Raw genomic sequence first — 20,108 nt, 5'->3', positions numbered from 1 at the left:
ATATTACAATTGGATTATAGCTGGGTTACTATCTGTGTGTCGTTACTAACGTTAATAAAGACTTTGTTTTAATGCAAATTTTCAAAAAGCCCATTTTCACTTCCTCCAGGGTACAGGCTGCTGCTTTACTTGCGGCTCTGCCAGCTACCTGTTTATCCGCAGAAGTACTGCAACCCTCTACAATTACCTTAGTGGAGACAGAATATAACAGCACCACCTGGGCCGCCAGCAATCTACTAGACGGAGAATCTAATACTCATTGGTTATCTGGCAAACTCAATAACGATATCAATTTTCAACTAAATGACAACAACGAAGCCCTTTGTGTAGATGAATTTGAATTGTTCAATTACGGTAAAGATTCAACTTCGTTAAAGCAATTTATTCTACTGACCAGTTCAGATAGTACCCTGAGTACAGATTCTGGTACAGAGGGGTGGCGCCCGGTTATAGCTGAAGAAAACCCCACGAACAAAATAGATTATTTAAGTTGGGCACAAGGTGCTCGTATAGTATCAGTAGACAGCGAATATAGTAGTACGACTTATGCAGCGAGCAATATCAATGATGGCAGCTTTAAGTCGAGGTGGTTATCGTCTAAATCGAATAACACTATTGAATTCAATTTCGATACCGACTGGAACGGTAATGTTGGCAACTCCATTCCTATTAGTGAAATCCAAATTACCAACTACGGTAACGATGATCGATCCATAAAACAGTTCCAAATTGAATATACAACTGATGGTGTAACTTGGGACAAGCTTGAAGTTCCCGGTTCTGTCGCCGGTGATGAAGACTATATATACTCACGTATTCAAGATGGGGGGATTTTGGGTAACGTCGATAGTGAGTACAATTCCACCTCATGGGCGGCAGAAAATATACTTGATGGTGATGACAATTCCCTGTGGCTAAGTAACGATGGTAACAATACCATTGAACTCACTTTTGACCCAGACAATGACGGCACAACAGGTGCCGAAGGCGACAGTGATGATCTTTTTAATTTTAACAAAATTTATATTAAAAACTTCGGGGATAACGACCGCTCTGTTCAACAATTTCAAGTAGCGGTGCAAACCCTTGCTGATCCAAGTTGGCAAAAGTTGTATGTACCAGGGTCGGCAATTGGAGATAGCAATTTTAATTTTGCATTATCTCATCATGGCGGCACCTTAGTTGAAGTCGATAGAGAATTAGACTCCAACTATTGGAGCGCGGCTCATATTCACGATGGCGATCAGAATACTCGATGGCTAAGCCCCCAGGGCAATAATACTCTTTCTTTTCAATTCGATGTTGACGAAGACGGTGTAATGGGCTCACCTACGGACTATTTTACCCTCGAAAGTTTTCGTCTACGAAACTATGGAGATGATGATCGTTCTATAAATCAGTTTCAAGTTTCTGTTAAAACAGCATCAAACACTGAATGGCAGAAGATTGCTGTTCCAGGTTCCACTAGTGGAGAGGCTGACTATAATTTTGCCTTATCCTATCAAGGCGGCACATCAACCAGTTTCGACGGTGAACTTAACAGCACATCATGGGCTGCGGCAAATATGCATGACGGCGATGACAACTCTTTTTGGCTTAGCAACAAAACCAATAATTTCTTTGAATTTCAATTTGATGCTGACGGAGATGGATCAGTTGCCACAGTCGCAGATCAATTTACTTTCGAGAGTTTTTATTTACAAAACTATGGGGCTGATGACCGAGCCATCTATCAGTTTCAGATTGCGGTTAAAACAGCGGCAAATCCAAGCTGGCAAAAACTAAGTGTACCTGGTGCTGTAATCGGCGAAGCCAACTATAACTTTGCCTTGTCTCACCAAGGGGGCGCCTTGGTCGACATTGATAGTCAATATAATTCAACTAGCTATGCTGGGGCTAACCTACTCGACGGCGATTTAACCACCCCATGGTTAAGCAGCAAAGAAAATAATACCTTAGATTTTCAGTTTGATATTGATGAGGACGGTAATTTAGCTGGTGCACAAGACAAGTTCAAACTTGAGAGCTTTAACTTAGTTAATTACGGGGTGAATGATATTTCAATTAAACACTTTCAAATTGAAGTGAAAACCCAGTCAAATCCAGTGTGGACAAAAATTCCAGTTGCAGGTTCATCTGCTAATGAGCCTAATTATAACTTCTCTTTGAGCCACAACGGTGGCAGTTTAACAACCGTAGATAGTGAATATAATTCGACGTCTTATGCTGCTAAAAATTTGTTCGATGGTGATCAAAGTAATCAATGGCTGTCTTCTAAACAAGATAATACGTTAGTCCTTACGTTTGATACCAACAATGACGGAACTAATGGAGATAGTATTAATTTCGATACTTTTTCATTAGTTAATTACGGCAATAACATATCAATACAAACCTTTGAGCTTGATATTCAAATCGCTAGTGGTCCCTGGCAAACTGTCAACGCCCCTGATGGTGGAACCACCTTTACTGCCGATATGGGTATAGAGCTACAAACATGGTCTGTAGGTGCTTATAACAATGTAACAGCTACCCGCATACGCACACTGACTAACCATGGTCATTCCTCCTATATCGGAGCCAAAGAGTTGACTTTCTCAGGTGATTCCGTGGGGCCTACATATACGTACACAGCGGCTATGAATGGTGATGGAGAGAGTTTCAGTATCGATGCTGCCTATCAATTCGACAATGTCACTGATGTGCGTCTGCGCACAATATCGAACCATGGTGATGGCACTTATATTGGTGCTCAAGAGTTGCAATTGTTAGGCCCTTCGGTAACTGAGAATAAAACCTTCAAAGCTGCAATGCATGGCGATGGTGAGACTTTTACATTTGATAGCGAAGACGTTCCCGTAGACGTCACCCATGTAAAAATCATCACCATAAGTAATCATGGCGATCCTACCTATATTGGTGCCCGTGAATTTGAAATCCGTGGCTTATCTGTCGCTCCAAGTAAAACCTTCACTGCTGCCATGAACAATAGTGTTCAGACGTTCACCCTTGATCCCGCTAATTTACCGATTGATGTCACCGACGTAAAACTCGTAACCATCAATAACCACGGGGATGCAACTTATGTCGGAGCCAGAGAGTTTGAACTCATGGGTAACTCAGTTACCCGAACAAAAACCTTTAGCGCTGCTAAACATGCTGACGGTGAAACCTTTGAATTGGAAGAACTAGACGTCCCGGAGGATGTGACCGCAGTTAAATTGATCACCATAAACAATCATGGAAGTTCATCCTACATCGGTCTACGTGAATTTGAGGTGATTGGAGAGTCGGTCACCCCCTCAAATACCTTTAGCGTACCTATGACGGCAGCGACGCAAACCATAGTATTGGATGAAGAAGATGAAGTGACAGATGTAATTGGTGTACGTTTAGTTACCATTAAAAATCATGGGGATTCCAGCTATAGCGGTATCGCTGATTTCAAATTATTGGGCAACGCTATTACCCCCAGCTATATATTTACGGCGGAAAATACTAGCGTTTTACAAAGCTTCGATTTCGATCCAATAACCACGAATATTCTACGTTTCCACAGTCTTAATAACTATGGTAGCTCATCTTATATCAGAGCCACCGACTTCAGGTTAAATGAAGGAGTTTGCAAAAACGCCCAGTGGCGCATGGATGAGCCCAGTTGGAACGGCACGGCTAATGAGGTTAGAGATAGCACTAACAGCGGTTATGACGCAGTTTCCGTTGGTTATGGTGTTGGTGAAGATCCTGCAACTTCAGCACTGAACCCCGCCCTAGAAGGCGATCCTGGTACCTGTGGATATGGTGAGTTCGATGGTATTGATGATTATATTGTTAGTAGCGGTGGTGACAATTTAGATGAACTGTCAACCATGACCCTCTCTGCTTGGATAAAAGCCAGTAGCTTTAATCAAACTAATGGCACAGATTCCAGAGGGATCTTTTCAAAAGGCCCCGATGGCATAGATGAAGTTGCTTATGGCGCATTTTTTACCAACTCAGGGGGCAATAGACTTCAGGTTGATATTGATGGTTCAGATGACAGGTTTCAATCAAATACCAGCTTCGCGGCGGATACCTGGTACCACATAGCAATAGTATTTGATGGCACACAAGACGAATCCGAACGGGTCAAACTCTATGTGAATGGAAATCTTGATGGCACGTTTTCAGAGTCTAGTAGCTTAATACCCAACACCTCAGGCGATTTTTATATTGGTAATTTATATTCATCGGAAAACCAAAAAAGCGTTTTTCACGGTGCTATCGACGAAGTCGCTGTAAGACCTATCGCAATGAGTGCCACTGAAATATCAAGCTTAATGGCGGCAACTCACTCATGCACAGTTCCTTTGCATCATATTGAAATAGAGCATGATGGAAGTGGCTTAACTTGCAGTGCTGAGTCTTTAACCCTTAAAGCCTGCGCTAACCTAGATTGTACTGATTTAGTACAAAATGACGTGTTGGTTACCCTTGCAGCCACTGGTGATCCATCGACTTGGAGTAATAACCCAGTCACCATTCCAAGTGGTGAAAGCCTAACGGTTGAGCTGAGTCATACAACGGCTGAAACCGTCACATTATCTGCCACCACCGAGATCCCCGCGCTTTATGAGCCTGAATGTATTCCAGATTGTGACATTGATTTCGCTAGCGGAGGCTATCTGCTGACCTTAGAAGACCATACGGCTTGCAGTACAACTAACTTGACCATTCAAGCCGTCAAACTGGACGACACTAGTACCGTTTGTACTGCCGCGGAAAATGGTGATTTGGCGTTAGATTTGATTTTTAATTATGCCAACCCAACCACGGGTAGCAAAGTGCCAACCCTTGACTCTACTGATATGGCCGCCGCTTCCGTGGCGCAAAATAGAATCATTAACTTTGATGAAACCGGCACTGCAGTGCTCAGTTTTGAATATCAAGACGCGGGTAAAATTAGTATAGAAGTGAATGATGCAAGCGGAAATGGATTAGCCTCTTCGACTGTCACCACCATAGTCAGTCCTGCCAAACTCATAGTTGCCAGCCCAGATACAAATGCCCAATGCACAACTAACGATGCCAACTGCAGTGTGTTTAAACAAGCTGGAGAAGCGTTTAACCTATCGGTGGCGGCAGCCTGTTCTGATGGAACCATTACTCCCAACTTTGAAATGGATAATATCCCTCTTTCAGTCGATACCATTGCCCCTCTGACCGGCGCCTCAGTATCTTTGGGTGTCGCTAGTGTAAACATTGCGACAGGTGACAATGGTGAGCATGTAGAAGCAAATCAAACTATCTCTGAAGTAGGCGTTTTTAGCATAACAGCCACACCACCGGTTAATGGCTATTTTGGGAAAACCATAGCCGCCGCAACCAGTGCAAGTATTGGCCGATTTACGCCTGCATATTTTGATTTGGAAACGGTATTAGATGGTTTTCTATCGGGTGGCGATCCTTTTGTTTATGCTGGGCAGATGAACATTTTAAGTCCGTCCTCAGGCCAAATAAGTTACGGCACTGAGCCTGAATTCACTATTACCGCCAAATCTTTAGATGGCAATACAACATTGAACTACACTGGTGATTTCATAAAATTAGATGAATCAAATGTTGTTAGGACTACGCCTACAGAAGACTCAAACCAAATTGGTGCCGACGCCAGTAATCATGTTGCTGTTAGCGCCGTCTTGAATTCTGCAACGATAACGGAAACCAGTGGCGTGCTGACTTACCGGTTTAACTCAACGGATAATTTTGTGTATCTGCGCAACCAAAATTCACTAATCGAACCCTTTACCAGTGCGTTAAGTTTAAAAGTCGCATCCATAGTTGATAATGATGGGATTGTAGCCAAAGACTCGGACGGCGATGCGAGTAATGGCGTTCACGAATTACTTCCATACGGCCAAGAAATTCGTTTTGGTCGTTGGGTTCTTGAGAATAACTATGGCCCAGAAACATCGTCTTTAAACATTCCGATGAAAATTGAGTATTGGGATGGAAGTCGGTTTGTAATCAGTAGTGATGATTATTTTACTCGTTATGATGCTGCAAACGATGTCAACATAACGGATATAAACTTAGCACCTGCGACCAGTAGCGCATCAGGAGACGGTGTGTTCCAATCTGGACGAGGGGAGTTCACCCTTTCGGCACCAGGGATCAATAACAAAGGCGAGATACAAATAGAATACGAAGCACCAACCTGGCTGCAGTTCGACTGGAGCGACTTCGACTCTAATTTTGATGGGCCTTACACGGAAAATCCAACTTCGGTAGCCACTTTTGGCATATTTCATGGCAATGATCGCATGATTCACTGGCGTGAAACCGCCAATTAAAAGTACTCTGATAGACAGTGGTTATGGGTATATTATCAGAATGACAAACCGCTAACTAAATTAACAAGCGCATAGTTTAACTTTGCTCATAGGCCATTTTTAACCAATCGAAAAGCGCTTGATCAACCTCATCGACATGGCTGATTTTAATCCGATGAGAAACCATCGAATTAAAACTACCTGAAGCTTCCAATCGCCCTTGAGGTTCTACATTTTTAAGGTTAATCCCCACATCAATACGCGTTTTAGTGGAGGGTTGAATCAATGCAAATTGTTTTTTGCGTCTCAGGCTAACATAAGATTTTTTCGGTGCTATTTGCATTTCATCTAAAGGATGCAAACCTTGAATTATGCTATCGTAAATTTCTTTCAGTTCTTGCTTAGCACCACTATATTGATTGTCGATTAGTGCTGTATCATCTGCTGGTTGAGTATTGCGATTTAAAAAGTCATTGGCAATTAAATTGGCAAAACCATGGGTAACCGCAAATTCACTTTTAAGCATCTTAACAATTTGCCCATGCTTTTCTAGTTGGCCCTTAGAAATAACCTCAAACCAGGCACTCATGGTTCTTCCGGTTTTAGATTCCACATTGTTTCGCATGGTTTGCGCCATTTCTTCTGGAGTTGCCATAATTTTGCCTTAGTATTTTTATATTAGGTTAAACTAAAGGTTCTTATATTTTTGTCGTACTCGTCTAAACGGAATACCATTTATATCCAGCAGAACAGTTTACCTTGCCGCATTCTTCTCTGGCTTATTGATCATAAAAACCAGTATAGCCAATGAGTAGCCTAGCTACCCAGGATTTTGAACTAAAACCAAACTTCAACTTGGAAATAAGAATAGCGATTTTACATTTGTTACATTCCAAAGTTGATTTGCTAATAAAAGGCCATAAAAAATAGTAGCAAATGAGTCTAAGGTGCTTTCTGTGGGAGTTACTAGCGTTTAATTACTATCAAGTTCTTTGCAATCATTCCCTTTGAAACGCGTTTCCTCCTGTTCATTTACACGTTTCAAATAGGTGGTTAAACTTTTGTCTTTTTCATGCGTAAAGCGACGCTCGAGCTTTTCAAACTTAGCAATACGATCGAGTCGAAAATTTCTAAAATCTTTGCGTAGTTCACACCAACCAGCCAATAGCCATACCGGGCTAAATGAAATCAAAGCTAATGGCCGTATAATTCTCACCGTTAGCTGTTCATTTAAGTCTAGATAGGTGAACTTTACTAATTGCTTACGTCTGATACATTCTCGCACTTCGGAAAAACTCACTTCCCATGGAATTTTGTAGTGGCTCGGCGCAGAAAAAGTACTTATTTGATGAAGCTCGTTTATTAAGGTATCTGGTAAAGTCGCTTGTATTTTGCGGTAGGCACTCTGTGCTTTTTTGGCAAAGTGTTTATCGGTCCAATTGCCTACCATACCTATACCCAATGCAATGGCCTCCAATTCATCAGCGTCAAACATAACAGGCGGAAGGTGATACTTCTTGTCTATTAAGTAACCGACTCCAGCCTCGCCTAAAATTGGTACGCCAGTATCGATAAGGTCTTGAATATCGCGATAGATGGTTCTTTGGCTCACTTCAAATACCAAAGCTAACGTTTGCGCCGTAACTGCTTGGTGCATTCTTCTTAAATAATGGACTATTTCATTTAGCCTCTCAGCTTTACGCATATCAGTTGCCTTTTAACTTCCATCTTTTTTCACAGGATCTGTGAACTTATATTTGCAGTTTAATTAAACACTACTGACATTAGCTGTCAGTAGTCAAAGACTATTATGACTTTGCATTCAAAAACACAAACAGGAGAAGAAAATGCTTGGATACGTTACCTTAGGTACAAATGATTTAGCAAAGTCAGGTAAATTTTATGATAGTTTATTTGAGACAATCGGAGGAAGCCGTTTCATGGAACAGCCCGGCTATTTTATTGCATGGAAGAGAGCGGATACTGAATCATCCCTGGGAGTTACAGTCCCCTTTGATGGCGAGTCTGCAACAGTGGGTAATGGTGTTATGGTGGCGCTGGCAATGGAAAGCCCGAAGCAAGTTAACGCCTTTTATAATGCTGCTTTGGAATTAGGTGCAACCTGTGAGGGTAAACCTGGGTTTCGCCCAGAAGACGCTAACAAAGGATTTTATGCGGGCTACTTTCGAGATTTAGACGGCAATAAACTTAATGCGTTTTGTATCGTCGAATAGCGTTATCAAAATCAAGTTTTTATTAAAATAACGATTTATTTAGGCTTGATTTTTTACACCAAAAAAAGCCCTGAACATTTCTGTTCAGGGCTGTTAGATTAATACTACTTTTCTTCAGTACTTAACGCATCGAAGCGATTAAAAATAGTGATTGAAGGTGTAGCTTAATTTAAAACAACACTTTTAAATCAAACTTGTCCTCAACTATTATTTACTTAGCCAAGCGCTTACGCATACTCATACCCATCAAACCAATTCCAAACAACAATATAGTTGCAGGAGCTGGAACATCAGTAGGGTCGTCGTCTCCTGGAATATCTACAGTACCGACAGTATCACCGAATACATATGAGTAACTAAGTGTTGCTGACTCACCCGCGTTCAAATCCCCAATCATAAACCCTAGACCGATACCATGGTCACCGACAGAATCAAAACCGGCAACAGGAGCGTAGGAACCACCAAAAACGTACGAACTTGGAGTGATAACACTACAGCAAAATGTAACTATTCCTGAGTTGTGTTCATAATCACTTTCGGTAAACATACCTATAGTAAGGCCGCTTAAAACGCCAGAAGCACTAATAAAATCAGTTTGTGCTAACTCGCCAGCATCATCATAATCACCATCATTATTCAGATCTAACCCACGTTCATTGTTGGTAGATGCTGAACCTCCGCTGTAGTTATCTGGATCAGGATCAATTGCTCGAGAAAAAGCAAGATTGGTCAAGTCGCTTGCAGCGGTAATAGTAGTAGTTATATTTAAGTTCTCATCGTCATCATCAAAGAAGAAGTCATGAACGATATCGAAAAAACCGTTGTCTGCAGTACCTTCCCAGCGTACGTGGTTATCGAATGCGCCACCACCTAGATCGGTAAGACTCACTTGACTTACTTGATCACTTGAAGAGTTTCTATTGCCAACAGTACTGAATTGGTCAGACGAAATACCAAAACCCTCAAACGGCGAACCTGGGCGAAGGTAATCACCTCTTGCAGTATCGAAAGTACCAGTTCCTGTAGCATCGTGGATTAATCCTGGAATAGCGTTTTCATCCCCTAGAGTGCCGTCGTCCGAAACTTGGGTATAGAGAAAATCACCTTGCATGAAAATCGGTGCAGCCATTACGCTCGGAGCACCTAGCATAGCACTCAACGTAATGCCTGCTAATGCCAATTTTTTTGTTTTAAACATTGTTCGATTTCCTTATTATCAATTTTTATCAGTAATGCTTCAATCCTACTGAAGCTTCCGATGCTCACTTCAATTTTGCATCTAGAAAAAAGCGTGCACAGTTTAAGCCAACTTTATCTTTACAATAAAATTCAGAAGGTTATATAAGCACAGAATAAAATAATTACCCTCCTGAAAAACGAGTTTGTAAAAAAACATGACAGCCATTTTACTTCCAACCCTTTTCCGTCCACCTTATTAGAATTTGACAAACAATAGTGATTGCAGGCCCTGCTTGTAAACCGGCTTAACACAATAAGCCAATTGCTAGGCACTCTATTCATGAAAAAAAGTACCATTTTGAGTTACAAATCTATAACAATGTTAATACTGACTTTATTCATGATTCACTTCAAAGGAAAAATATGTCAAATATTGTGCTCAAAACACGCATCACAGATATGCTCGGAATTGAAAAACCTATAATTCAAGCAGCCATGGGTTGGATAGCACGCTCACAGTTATCATCAGCGGTTTCAAACGCTGGGGGCATGGGCATTATTGAAACCAGTTCAGGTGAACTTGATATTATTCGCGAAGAAATTATAAAAATGCGCGATTTAACAGACAAGCCCTTCGGCGTGAACATTGCGCAAGCTTTTGTTCGTGATCCTAAAATACTCGATTTCATTATTGCCCAAGGGGTCAAATTCGTTACAACGTCAGCCGGTGATCCAACCAAGTATACCAGTCAACTAAAAGAGGCTGGGTTAACGGTTTTCCATGTTGTACCCAACTTTAAAGGTGCGTTAAAAGCAGTTGAAGCCGGTGTCGATGGACTCATAGTCGAAGGAGGAGAAGGTGGCGGTTTCAAAAACGCCGACGACGTATCTAGCATGGTGTTAATACCTCAGGTGTGTGAAGCGGTAAACGTACCTATAGTCGCAGCTGGCGGTATTATGGACGGACGCAGTATGGCAGCTGCAATAGCATTAGGTGCAGAAGGCGTGCTTATGGGTACTCGTATCTTAAGTGCAACGGAAAGCCCTGTTCATCAAAATTGGAAAGATGCCATTATTGCCGCGGACTCCACCGATACACTGTTTTTAAATCGCTCGGGGCCTGGCCCGGCGTTGCGGGCGCTTCGCACCGAACGCTCAACCCGTATTTTAAAAGAAGGCTCAGCCAGCATATTTAACGAATTTAAAGACACAAAAGCCGTTTACTTTGGTGGCGATCTAGAGGCCGGAATTGCCTTAACAGGACAAGTTGCAGGGCGCATTAAAGAATCTAAGTCAATCAAACAAATCTTTGACGAAACCTTAGCCGAGTTTGGCGAAGTTACTGGACGTTTAGCCGCTATATCTAAGCGCCTCTAATCCTAAACACAATAGTAGTAGTTTAATTGGGGTTAGAGTGTTTTTAATTTTAACGACTCTAACCCTAAGGATTCTACAACACAAAACACGACTTCGATTCCAAAAGAAATCAATTTGATTCCAAAAGGAATCGAATTATTATGTAATTGTATATTAATAAAACAGTAACCAAATGGAAAAGTCCCGTTAACATTGGGTTTACATGACTTTTCATGTATTGGCACTTGTCTTGCTACTTCGTGTTATTCAATAGTAACGGCATCATCATTTAAGATGATGTAATGGGAATGAGGACTTGAACAATATGCAAATATCATCCTTTAAAAGCGCTCATACACTAATAACCGGTCACGGCTGTTCCTCAGAGCTAATTGAGCATATTAAGAGTTTAAACATTAATTACCCACTAATAGTGACTGACAAAGGTGTTAGAAAATCAGGAACTTTAGAACTTATCACCGCTCAACTTGAAACTATGCCTTTTTCAATTTTTGATGATGTAAACGCCGAACCCGACAATGAAGTAGTAGAACATTGTTTTGAGGTATATAACTGCAAACCTCATGATTCAATTATCAGTGTTGGTGGTGGCAGTGCAATTGATATTGCTAAGTGTGTTGCAATGTTAGCGGGTAACTCACAATCCTTAAATGCTATGTTTGGCGAGAATAAGGTGATTAATAGGGGCGTTCCCCACATCGCCATACCTACCACCGCGGGCACAGGCTCAGAAGTCACCAATATTGCAATTTTGGCTGTACCCAGAGAACAAACTAAAAAAGGTGTGGTAAGCAATTATTTATTACCAGATGTTGCCATAGTCGCACCGGAAATGACCTTAAGCTGCCCACCTCATGTAACTGCAGCAAGTGGTGTCGATGCTTTGGTGCATGCAATTGAAGCATACTTATCAAAGTTCGCCAGCCCAATTACAGATGCCCTTGCTATTAAAGCCATGAACATGATTATGAGACACTTACCTACCGCCTACGAGGCACCACAAGATCTGGATGCCCGGGAGAATATGGCCACTGCAAGTTTGATGGCTGGTTTAGCGTTCGGAAACGCAGGCGTTGGAGCAGTCCATGCTTTAGCATACCCATTAGGTGGCCGCTATCATATTTCCCATGGTGTAAGTAATGCCTTAATGCTCCCCTACGTAATGCAGTGGAATAAAAGCGCGTGTTTAGCCCGCTTTGTTGATATGGCCAACGCTTTATCTACTCCAGTCTCCCCCGAAAACAATGCCGATTTCGTCGCCAATAAAGTAATACAGCAACTTCATAATTTATGCGCTCAGGTTGGTATTCCTAAAGGATTGCATTCATTGGGTATTAACAAAGAAGATATTCCAGAATTAGCTCAAGAAGCGATTAAAGTAGAACGTTTGCTGAAAAATAACCCTAGAAAATTGTCCCTGTCTGATATTGAAAGCATATATTACGCGGCCTATTAACCTTACCAATAAGAATTTGGAACTTTAAACCCATGACTTGGAAAAACCACCAATACGGAACTGAAACAACTTTTTTTCCTTTAGGGCCGTTTAAAATACGTCTACCTTTTTTACATTACCGATTCGAGTGGCCCGACTATTTACAGGGCTTATTGATGTGTGCCGTTGACCTCGCTGCAATTCCTCTGATGGTGGAACTACTCGGGATGCCCTTCGAAGCAGCTATCGCAATCGTTATGATTAATGGCTTTTTGTATTTACTTCACCATATTTTAGGGGACCCTGTGATCCCCGGCTGGATCACTCCAGCGGTGCCGTTACTAATGGCATATGTACAAACCTTTGACCCGGGTCCTGACAGGGTTCATGCATTAATTGCTTTCCAAATCATGCTCGGCTTATTAGCCATTGTTCTTGGACAAACCAAACTTGCCTCCAAAGTGGTAACGCTTATTCCTTCGGCGATTAAATCGGGTGTAATCATTGGCGCGGGCCTAGCGGCGATAGTGGTGGTGTTTAAAGAAGGGGGGCGTTTCGAGCAATTCCCAATCACCATAACCATTGCTGTTGGCTTAGCATTTTATCTGATCTTTAGCACCCATTTTGCCCAACTAAAACAACGCAACGCCTTCTGGGCGAACCTCGGAAAACTGGGTATTTTTCCCATTATTATATTGGCAGTCGTACTTGCCCCTTTGGTTTCTGAGGCGAATTGGCCAGATATTGAGTGGGGTATTACCAGCCCTGACTTCGTTTTGATGTTTAACCAGTACACAATTTTTGGAGTAGGTTTACCAGATGCATCTATGTTCTTGACGGCTCTGCCTACTGCATTGGCGGCCTACATAGTGCTGTTTGGGGATGTACTGCAATCAAAAGCCATTTTAGATGAAGCAGATGAGAAACGCCCTGATGAAAAAATTGACTATGACCCTAACCGCTCACATCTAATTTTTGGTGGAAGAAATGTACTAATGAGTATTTTTGGGCCAGATGTTGTGATGTGTGGTCCGCTATGGGCAGCAATGCATGTGGTGATTGTAGAGCGCTATAAACAAGGGCGTGAAGCGATGCAATCTATTTTTGGCGGCTCAGGATCTTTCCGATGGGGCACGAATACAGGTTTGCTGTTACTGCCTGTAGTCAGCTTAGTACAACCCATCCTAGGAGTTGCCCTTGCCCTAACACTGCTAATTCAAGGATTTGTGAGTTTTAGAATTGGCATTATGGAAGCTAAGAGCCAACGAGATTTAGGCATTGCAGGCATTATTGCTGCGATTTTAGTCATTAAGGGAGCGACTTGGGCCTTTGGCGTCGGTATTTTATTAGTTCTTCTAATATACGGTAAGAACTTTTTCAAAGGTGATCCTGAGCACAACTTCAACCCAACTAATCAATCCGATGGTGACAAATGAAATCACTGAACGCCAAACTTTTGCAGCCGGTTTTAGATGCTTTACCCGACGGGGTTTATATCACCGATGCTGAAGGTATTACTATAACCGTAAATAAAGCATACGAAAAAATAACCGGTTTACAGCGTCATCGTGTGCTAGGAAAACACATGAAAGACTTAGTTGCAGAGGGGTATATCTCTAAGTCGATTTCACTGGAGGTGATCCGTGAAAAGCAACCAATCACTCGGGTCCAAACCATTAAAGGTGATCGAAAAATAGTAGTCAGTGGCAACCCAATGTTCGACGCAAACGGCGAACTTGAGTTTGTGATGAGTTCGGTTCGCGACGTCACTGCATTGCTGCGAGCAAAACATGCTGAAGAGCAATTGGAACAAATCCTCACCGTAAGAAAAAACTACGGTATCGATGTCGATGTACTCACCGACAAAGCTGGCGTATTAACCGGCACTAATACGCGGCAATGTTACAAACTGGCAGAAAAAGTCGCGCCCACCGACGTTAAAATTTTGATTCAGGGGGAAACAGGTACGGGGAAAACCTTGTTGGCCCAATTTATTCACGATAATAGTCTGCGTGCTGAAGCTCCCTTTATTTCCTTAAACTGTGCAGCAATGCCGGAGGGCTTGATAGAAGCGGAGCTATTTGGTTACACCTCTGGGGCATTTACAGGTGCATCAGTAAAAGGTAAAGAAGGATTACTCGATATTGCCAACGGTGGCACTCTTTTTCTCGACGAAATTGGTGACTTACCTTTATCTTTGCAAGCGAAGCTTTTAAAAGTGATCGAGGAAAATAGATTCCTCCCCTTAGGCGGTACACGCTTTAAAACCACCAACATAAGATTGATCACCGCAACCCATCATGACCTTAAAGCCGCGATTGCCGATGGTAAATTTAGAGAAGATTTATATTATCGATTGCAGGTTATGCCCTTAGAGTTACCCCCATTGCGTAACCGTCAAGACGAAATACTATCGTTACTGGAACACTATCTAGAACACTACGCAAAGCGATACAACACCGAAAAAACTCTGCACCCGGAAACTTCCGAGGTTCTTTTACATTACAAATGGCCGGGCAATATCCGCGAACTAATGAATTTGGCCGAGCGTCTAGTGCTAATTACTGATCATACTGAAATTCTACCTAAGGATTTACCTGAATCCATCAAACCTTTGGCCGTACAAAGTGACCCTTTCAGTTCTGCTAGCCTCAAAGAGCAAGTTTCCAATTTAGAACGGGAATTAATCGACAACGCCCTTCGTCTGTACGGCTCCACAAGAGCAGCCGCAGCATCTTTAGGAATTAATCAATCTACACTAGTTAAGAAACGGCAAAGTCTCAATGCCGTCCAAAAACAGGAGCAATGAACTTACATAAGTCTGCGCTGACTTCAGATGAGCGTCATTAGCAGACAGTTAGTCTCTGTGCCCTAGCACAAAGAAACTATATCGCCAATTAAGGCAAAACAAGAAGAAGGTGAAACATGACACATATAGCAAGAAAAACATCACTGACAAAAACCCTTTCTGCCCTTGTCGTAGGCATTTCCTTTACCTGCGCGTCTTTAACTTCATTTGCGGCTGAGGAAACGTACATCGATAAATTATTAGCCGATGCGCCTAAAAACTGGGGAAAGTGGGGGAAAGACGATCAGATAGGAGCCTTAAATTATTTGGACGAAACACAAGTAAAACGTGGAGTAAAAGCCATTCAATCTGGTGAGCGCTTTACCTTACAACTACCCATGATCCATGGCGTTGGGCCAGTCTTTCCCGGTCGTGTGCCAGTGATGCACTTCATGGCACAGGATGAGGGTATTTATTCATCGAATAAATCTGAACCGCTAGTTGGCGGCATGAAATATTCTGATGATGCGGTTTTCATGTACTTACAAGGTACTACCCACATGGATGCTCTGGGCCATGCTTGGTATTCTGATAAGGTATATAACGGCAAATCATCCGATACGACTGTACACGGCCACGACTATGTGGACATTGCTCATTTAGGTGATGTAGGTGTGGCTGGTCGTGGCGTACTTATTGATGTAGGTCGTTTTAGTGGTGATAAAAATCATCGTTTAGCACCAGGCACTTGTGTCACTTTAGCTGACATTAAAAATACTGCTAAAAAACAAAAACTGACCATTGAAAAACGCGATATTTTAATGATTAGAACGGGTTCAATGGGTAGATTCTATGACGAAGATGACAAACAAAACTGGACAGCTCTTGATGAGCCAGGTCTATGTTACAGCCCTGAGCTAGTGCAATGGATTGCTGATATGGAAATTCCCGTTATTGCAGCCGATAACTTGGCCGTTGAACTCGCCGCACAAAAGGTCAATGGCAATGACATGGTTATTCCATTACACGGTGCGCTAATTAGAAACTTAGGTGTTGTTTTAACAGAATTGTATTGGCTAGATGATTTAGCTGCAGATTCTGCTGAAGATGGTCAATACAGCTTCTTCTTCTCAGTAGCACCGTTAAAAATGAAAGGTGGTACTGGCTCTCCGGTTAACCCCATGGTTATAAAATAGCCAACAAATAATACTACGGGGCAAACCTGCCCCGCTTCTCCTTTTTATCGCTTTTGAAATAGGCACTTTGCCTGTTTAGGGTTTGTTGCGCCTAAATTTTACTATTTAGTAGACAAACGCCTTAACTCAAACGCTCTAGAAACACTTAATAAACCAAGGTAAGCAAATGAATAATATAAATAAAGTAAAACTTATCGCACTTACATTAAGCATATTTTCAAGCGTCGCAGTCAACGCTGTAGAAATTGAAAGTAATGGATATACTTTTGGCTTTAATGGCTATATCAACACCCATCTTGTATACGTAAGCTGCGACGATAACCCTGACAATGTAGCAGGTAATGCATTGTTATGTACTGGTGATGACGCGACTTCTGTTTCTAACGGTTATAGCCCTGCGAGTTTTCAATTTAGTGCGGCAACCCAAAAAAATGGGGTAGATATTAAAGCTGTTTTTGCCTACGAACCGGGCAGCACTGATAACAGCGCTTTCAATGGTGGCGGTGATAATAAAGCTTATCGCGCCTTTTTCACTGTTGGAAATGAGCAAATAGGAACCTTTAAAGCCGGTCGTGATTACGGTGTATTTGGAATAGATATTGTTTTACAAGATATCTCTTTAAGCGGTGTAGGTGCCCCCGCCCTTGTCACTACCCCACTAAACACCAGTTTAGGTGGTGCAGGTTATGGCTATATTTTTACTGATCGCCTTTCACAACTAACCTATTCTTATACAAAAAACGGTTTAAGTGGAGCAATAGGCGTTTTCCAACCTCTGGACCCTGTAAGTTTTGGTGGTAACGGGTTTGTAGGAGACAGTGGCTCAAAGACCCCAGGGATACATGGCAAACTGCGCTATGACTTTGACCGTGGATTTGTATCTACCACATTCCTAACTCAAAGTGTCGACACAGCATTAAACGATTACAATGCAACCGGAATAGACCTGACATTGGTTTACAACATCGGCGACACGAGTTTATTAGCCTCTGGATTTTCAGCTGATGGTTTAGGTTACTACGGGCTATTGATTGACGGATCAGACAGTGCAGCAAATCCAAGAGATAGCGACGGATACTTTATTCAAGCAACCTATAGGTTTGATAATACCAAAGTAGGTGTCAATTACGGCGTATCCAATATCGATTTAGCTCCCCAAGACACGGCTATCCAGGTAAAACGACAAAGTAAGTTTACCCTTGGGATCTATCATACACTGTGGAGTATGGTGACGATTTCTGCAGAATATTCAGACATTAACGCAGAGAATCATCAAGGTGGCGAGATTAAAAACCAAGCCATTAGTGTAGGTGCTGCATTGAGCTTTTAGTGCAAATACAGGGTTTTAAAAAGGGCTGTGAGTTAGTTGAAGTGACCCCTTAAAGTTGGACTTGCACCCTTTCTTTATTGCAACTTTTAATTCTTTCAATGATGACTGATAAGTTATTTGCTCTCGTTCTGTTTATTTTGGGTGGTTAGGATGTCTATTCGATAAAAATTAACCTCTTTAGTGCAAACTGTTATGTCTGGTCGTCATATTGGCTATTTAAATCCCCCACAATTAAGTCTAGTAACTGCATAAGCTGGCTGGCTTGTGTGGTATCGACACTCTCAAATTTGCATAAAATACTTTTTGGAATATGAGCGGCGGCAACTTTTAGTTGTTGTCCATTTTGCGTAAGTTGCACTAGGCGTTTACGTTTGTCGTGTTTGTCTTTTATAACCTCAAGCAATGATTTTTCGGCCATTTTCTTGAGAATTTGAGTCATGGCTCCACCATCAATCGCAGTTTTGTCCACCAGCTCAGCTATGGTTATTGCATCTTCCTCCCACAGCGCCATCATCACAACATACTGAGGATAGGTTAAATTAAGGGCAGCTAAAGGCTCGCGGTAGGCCCGAGCAATGCTGTTGGACGCCATATATAGCCGATGGCACAACTGATTTTCTAATTTTAATTGCTCAAACGACATAATCGCTCCCAACCTTATAAAGCCAAACTTCAAATTAATTATAATTTGCATGCAAAATATTTGCAATTGAAAAACATTTAACCTATTATTTTGCATACAAACTAAATAATGATTAATTGAAAACTTTGGAGTTCACTATGAAAGTATTAAAAAGCGTAGCCTACACAGCAAAAGCAACAGCCACCGGAGGCCGTGAAGGTACAGCTAAATCTGACGATGGCCGTTTAGAAGTTAACCTATCAACACCTAAAGGATTAGGAGGTGATGACGGCCAAGGTACTAACCCAGAGCAATTATTTGCTGCCGGTTATGCCGCATGTTTTATAGGCGCACTTAAAGTAGTCGCAGGAAGTGCAAAAATCTCTTTACCTAGTGATACTTCCATTAATTCCGAAGTATCCATTGGCGCAATCGACGGTGGTTTTGGAATTGCCGTAAAACTAGCTGTATTACTGGGTGATATGGATAAAGCAGCAGCCTTAGAACTAGTAAATAAAGCACACCAAGTCTGCCCTTACTCAAATGCAACGCGCGGTAATATTGAAGTAGAACTAACGGTTATTTAGCAACATCAAAACAAAGGCCAGTGATTCGACCGTACAACCTCACAACCAGAAAAATTTACTTATCGGTTGTAAAAAACTTACATGAATAACCTAAAAAATAGGTTATGCGATGGCTAACAAACTTAGGCTATCACTGGGCCTCACTGCCTTTTCAGGGGTAGGATCGGTAATTGCTTCCTAGTCTTTAAACACGCAACTACTGAAATGAGGTAAGCAAAAATGAATAGAACATTAATTATTGGCGCAAGTGGGCAAATCGGTAAACAACTCACACCACAAATGTTAGATGCGGGACAAAAAGTGGTCGCTCTGGTTCGCGATAAAGAAAAATTGTCAGATGTGAACAGTGATAATTTGACCATATTTGAAGGCGATCTCACAAAAAACTTTGAACAGGCATTCGAAAACTGCAATCAAGTTGTATTTGTAGCGGGCTCAGGCGGGCACACAGGCGCGGATAAAACGTTGTTAATCGATTTATGGGCAGCTTGCCGCGCTGCAGACTACGCCAAAAATACCGGACTCTCGCATTTTATTATGGTTAGCTCCATTGGTGCAGACGACCCTTCACAGATATCAGGTGAAATGCAGCCGTATTTGGTAGCAAAACACATGGCAGATGAACATCTAATGCACAGCGGTTTACAGTATTCGATTATTCGCCCTGGGACTTTGACAAACGATGAGCCTACAGGCCAATTTTCATCACAACGTCCAAGCAACAAAGATGAGGCAAAAATTACCAGAACAGATGTGGCAAAAGCGTTACAATATTGTGTTTCCAACCCACCTAATAAAAGCACCATAATAGAACTGTTTAATGGTGAAAAATCCATTGAAGAGATTCTTTAAAGTTTTTTATCCTGCGCAGAACACAACGCGTGGCACTGGTTCGATTTCAGCCCTAAAACGACAAAACCCCGAACATTTCTGTTCAGGGCTTCTAGAATAATGGTGCCTCGACCCGGGATGGATACGCACGCGCAGCAGCGGGACACGACGCGTGGCACTGGTTCGATTTCAGCCCTAAAACGACAAAACCCCGAACA

At 42.0% G+C, this 20,108-nt stretch carries 14 protein-coding genes; 10 read left to right on the top strand and 4 right to left on the bottom strand.

The window, feature by feature from the left end; genetic code table 11:
- Positions 1-71: 71 nt before the first annotated feature.
- Positions 72-6,332 carry a DUF6701 domain-containing protein gene (locus tag Q4574_RS16090; RefSeq protein WP_303475324.1) on the top strand — a complete coding sequence of 2,087 codons (6,261 nt, stop codon included), beginning with the start codon at positions 72-74 and terminating at the stop codon, positions 6,330-6,332.
- Between the two features lie 76 nt (positions 6,333-6,408).
- Here the strand turns inward: Q4574_RS16090 and Q4574_RS16085 are convergent, their stop codons facing one another.
- Together Q4574_RS16085 and Q4574_RS16080 are read right to left on the bottom strand one after the other, a co-directional pair.
- Positions 6,409-6,966, bottom strand: coding sequence for a DUF5655 domain-containing protein (locus Q4574_RS16085; RefSeq protein WP_303475323.1), 558 nt, complete (start codon positions 6,964-6,966; stop codon positions 6,409-6,411).
- Positions 6,967-7,284: 318 nt separating this feature from the next.
- A complete protein-coding gene (locus Q4574_RS16080; protein ID WP_303475321.1) occupies positions 7,285-8,016 on the bottom strand; it encodes a YafY family protein in 732 nt (243 codons plus the stop codon).
- Positions 8,017-8,158: 142 nt separating this feature from the next.
- Here Q4574_RS16080 and Q4574_RS16075 point away from each other — a divergent pair, with 142 nt between their 5' ends.
- Positions 8,159-8,545 (top strand): VOC family protein, encoded by a 387-nt coding sequence (locus Q4574_RS16075; RefSeq protein WP_303475320.1) that lies wholly within the window; start codon positions 8,159-8,161, stop codon positions 8,543-8,545.
- 211 nt (positions 8,546-8,756) lie between these two features.
- Here Q4574_RS16075 and Q4574_RS16070 read toward each other — a convergent pair whose 3' ends face one another.
- On the bottom strand, positions 8,757-9,743 hold the full coding sequence (locus Q4574_RS16070; protein ID WP_303475318.1) for a PEP-CTERM sorting domain-containing protein: 987 nt from the start codon (positions 9,741-9,743) through the stop codon (positions 8,757-8,759).
- Between the two features lie 404 nt (positions 9,744-10,147).
- Here Q4574_RS16070 and Q4574_RS16065 point away from each other — a divergent pair, with 404 nt between their 5' ends.
- The 6 genes from Q4574_RS16065 (at position 10,148) to Q4574_RS16040 (ending at position 17,850) form a co-directional block, all read left to right on the top strand.
- A complete protein-coding gene (locus tag Q4574_RS16065) occupies positions 10,148-11,101 on the top strand; it encodes a nitronate monooxygenase family protein (RefSeq protein ID WP_303475317.1) in 954 nt (317 codons plus the stop codon).
- A 304-nt stretch (positions 11,102-11,405) separates the two neighbouring features.
- Entirely contained in the window at positions 11,406-12,557 is a 1,152-nt protein-coding gene (locus Q4574_RS16060) for an iron-containing alcohol dehydrogenase (RefSeq protein WP_303475316.1), read from the top strand.
- 32 nt (positions 12,558-12,589) lie between these two features.
- Positions 12,590-13,972, top strand: a complete 1,383-nt coding sequence (locus Q4574_RS16055) for a hypothetical protein (RefSeq protein ID WP_303475315.1) — start codon at positions 12,590-12,592, stop codon at positions 13,970-13,972.
- Positions 13,969-15,345 carry a sigma-54-dependent Fis family transcriptional regulator gene (locus tag Q4574_RS16050; protein ID WP_303475313.1) on the top strand — a complete coding sequence of 459 codons (1,377 nt, stop codon included), beginning with the start codon at positions 13,969-13,971 and terminating at the stop codon, positions 15,343-15,345. Before Q4574_RS16055 ends, Q4574_RS16050 begins: the two co-directional genes overlap by 4 nt.
- Positions 15,346-15,461: 116 nt before the next feature.
- Positions 15,462-16,520, top strand: a complete 1,059-nt coding sequence (locus Q4574_RS16045; RefSeq protein WP_303475311.1) for a cyclase family protein — start codon at positions 15,462-15,464, stop codon at positions 16,518-16,520.
- A 166-nt stretch (positions 16,521-16,686) separates the two neighbouring features.
- Complete coding sequence (locus tag Q4574_RS16040) at positions 16,687-17,850, top strand: porin (protein WP_303475309.1); 1,164 nt, start codon at positions 16,687-16,689, stop codon at positions 17,848-17,850.
- Between the two features lie 190 nt (positions 17,851-18,040).
- Here Q4574_RS16040 and Q4574_RS16035 read toward each other — a convergent pair whose 3' ends face one another.
- Positions 18,041-18,493 carry a MarR family winged helix-turn-helix transcriptional regulator gene (locus tag Q4574_RS16035; protein ID WP_303475307.1) on the bottom strand — a complete coding sequence of 151 codons (453 nt, stop codon included), beginning with the start codon at positions 18,491-18,493 and terminating at the stop codon, positions 18,041-18,043.
- 137 nt (positions 18,494-18,630) lie between these two features.
- Here Q4574_RS16035 and Q4574_RS16030 point away from each other — a divergent pair, with 137 nt between their 5' ends.
- Positions 18,631-19,059, top strand: coding sequence for an organic hydroperoxide resistance protein (locus Q4574_RS16030; RefSeq protein ID WP_303475306.1), 429 nt, complete (start codon positions 18,631-18,633; stop codon positions 19,057-19,059).
- Positions 19,060-19,278: 219 nt separating this feature from the next.
- Positions 19,279-19,911 carry an NAD(P)-binding oxidoreductase gene (locus Q4574_RS16025; protein ID WP_303475304.1) on the top strand — a complete coding sequence of 211 codons (633 nt, stop codon included), beginning with the start codon at positions 19,279-19,281 and terminating at the stop codon, positions 19,909-19,911.
- Positions 19,912-20,108: the final 197 nt, after the last annotated feature.

The organism is Aliiglaciecola sp. 3_MG-2023 (assembly GCF_030548205.1).
In the GTDB taxonomy this organism is placed as follows: Bacteria; Pseudomonadota; Gammaproteobacteria; order Enterobacterales; family Alteromonadaceae; genus Aliiglaciecola.
The sequence above is the reverse complement of the archived record's forward strand: the minus strand, read 5'-3'. Positions and strand labels throughout refer to the sequence as shown.

Coding starts and splice junctions, on each gene's coding strand:
- Q4574_RS16090 (WP_303475324.1), top strand. CDS start 72: ATGCAAATTTTCAAAAAGCCCATTTTCACTTCCTCCAGGGTACAGGCT.
- Q4574_RS16085 (WP_303475323.1), bottom strand. CDS start 6,966: ATGGCAACTCCAGAAGAAATGGCGCAAACCATGCGAAACAATGTGGAA.
- Q4574_RS16080 (WP_303475321.1), bottom strand. CDS start 8,016: ATGCGTAAAGCTGAGAGGCTAAATGAAATAGTCCATTATTTAAGAAGA.
- Q4574_RS16075 (WP_303475320.1), top strand. CDS start 8,159: ATGCTTGGATACGTTACCTTAGGTACAAATGATTTAGCAAAGTCAGGT.
- Q4574_RS16070 (WP_303475318.1), bottom strand. CDS start 9,743: ATGTTTAAAACAAAAAAATTGGCATTAGCAGGCATTACGTTGAGTGCT.
- Q4574_RS16065 (WP_303475317.1), top strand. CDS start 10,148: ATGTCAAATATTGTGCTCAAAACACGCATCACAGATATGCTCGGAATT.
- Q4574_RS16060 (WP_303475316.1), top strand. CDS start 11,406: ATGCAAATATCATCCTTTAAAAGCGCTCATACACTAATAACCGGTCAC.
- Q4574_RS16055 (WP_303475315.1), top strand. CDS start 12,590: ATGACTTGGAAAAACCACCAATACGGAACTGAAACAACTTTTTTTCCT.
- Q4574_RS16050 (WP_303475313.1), top strand. CDS start 13,969: ATGAAATCACTGAACGCCAAACTTTTGCAGCCGGTTTTAGATGCTTTA.
- Q4574_RS16045 (WP_303475311.1), top strand. CDS start 15,462: ATGACACATATAGCAAGAAAAACATCACTGACAAAAACCCTTTCTGCC.
- Q4574_RS16040 (WP_303475309.1), top strand. CDS start 16,687: ATGAATAATATAAATAAAGTAAAACTTATCGCACTTACATTAAGCATA.
- Q4574_RS16035 (WP_303475307.1), bottom strand. CDS start 18,493: ATGTCGTTTGAGCAATTAAAATTAGAAAATCAGTTGTGCCATCGGCTA.
- Q4574_RS16030 (WP_303475306.1), top strand. CDS start 18,631: ATGAAAGTATTAAAAAGCGTAGCCTACACAGCAAAAGCAACAGCCACC.
- Q4574_RS16025 (WP_303475304.1), top strand. CDS start 19,279: ATGAATAGAACATTAATTATTGGCGCAAGTGGGCAAATCGGTAAACAA.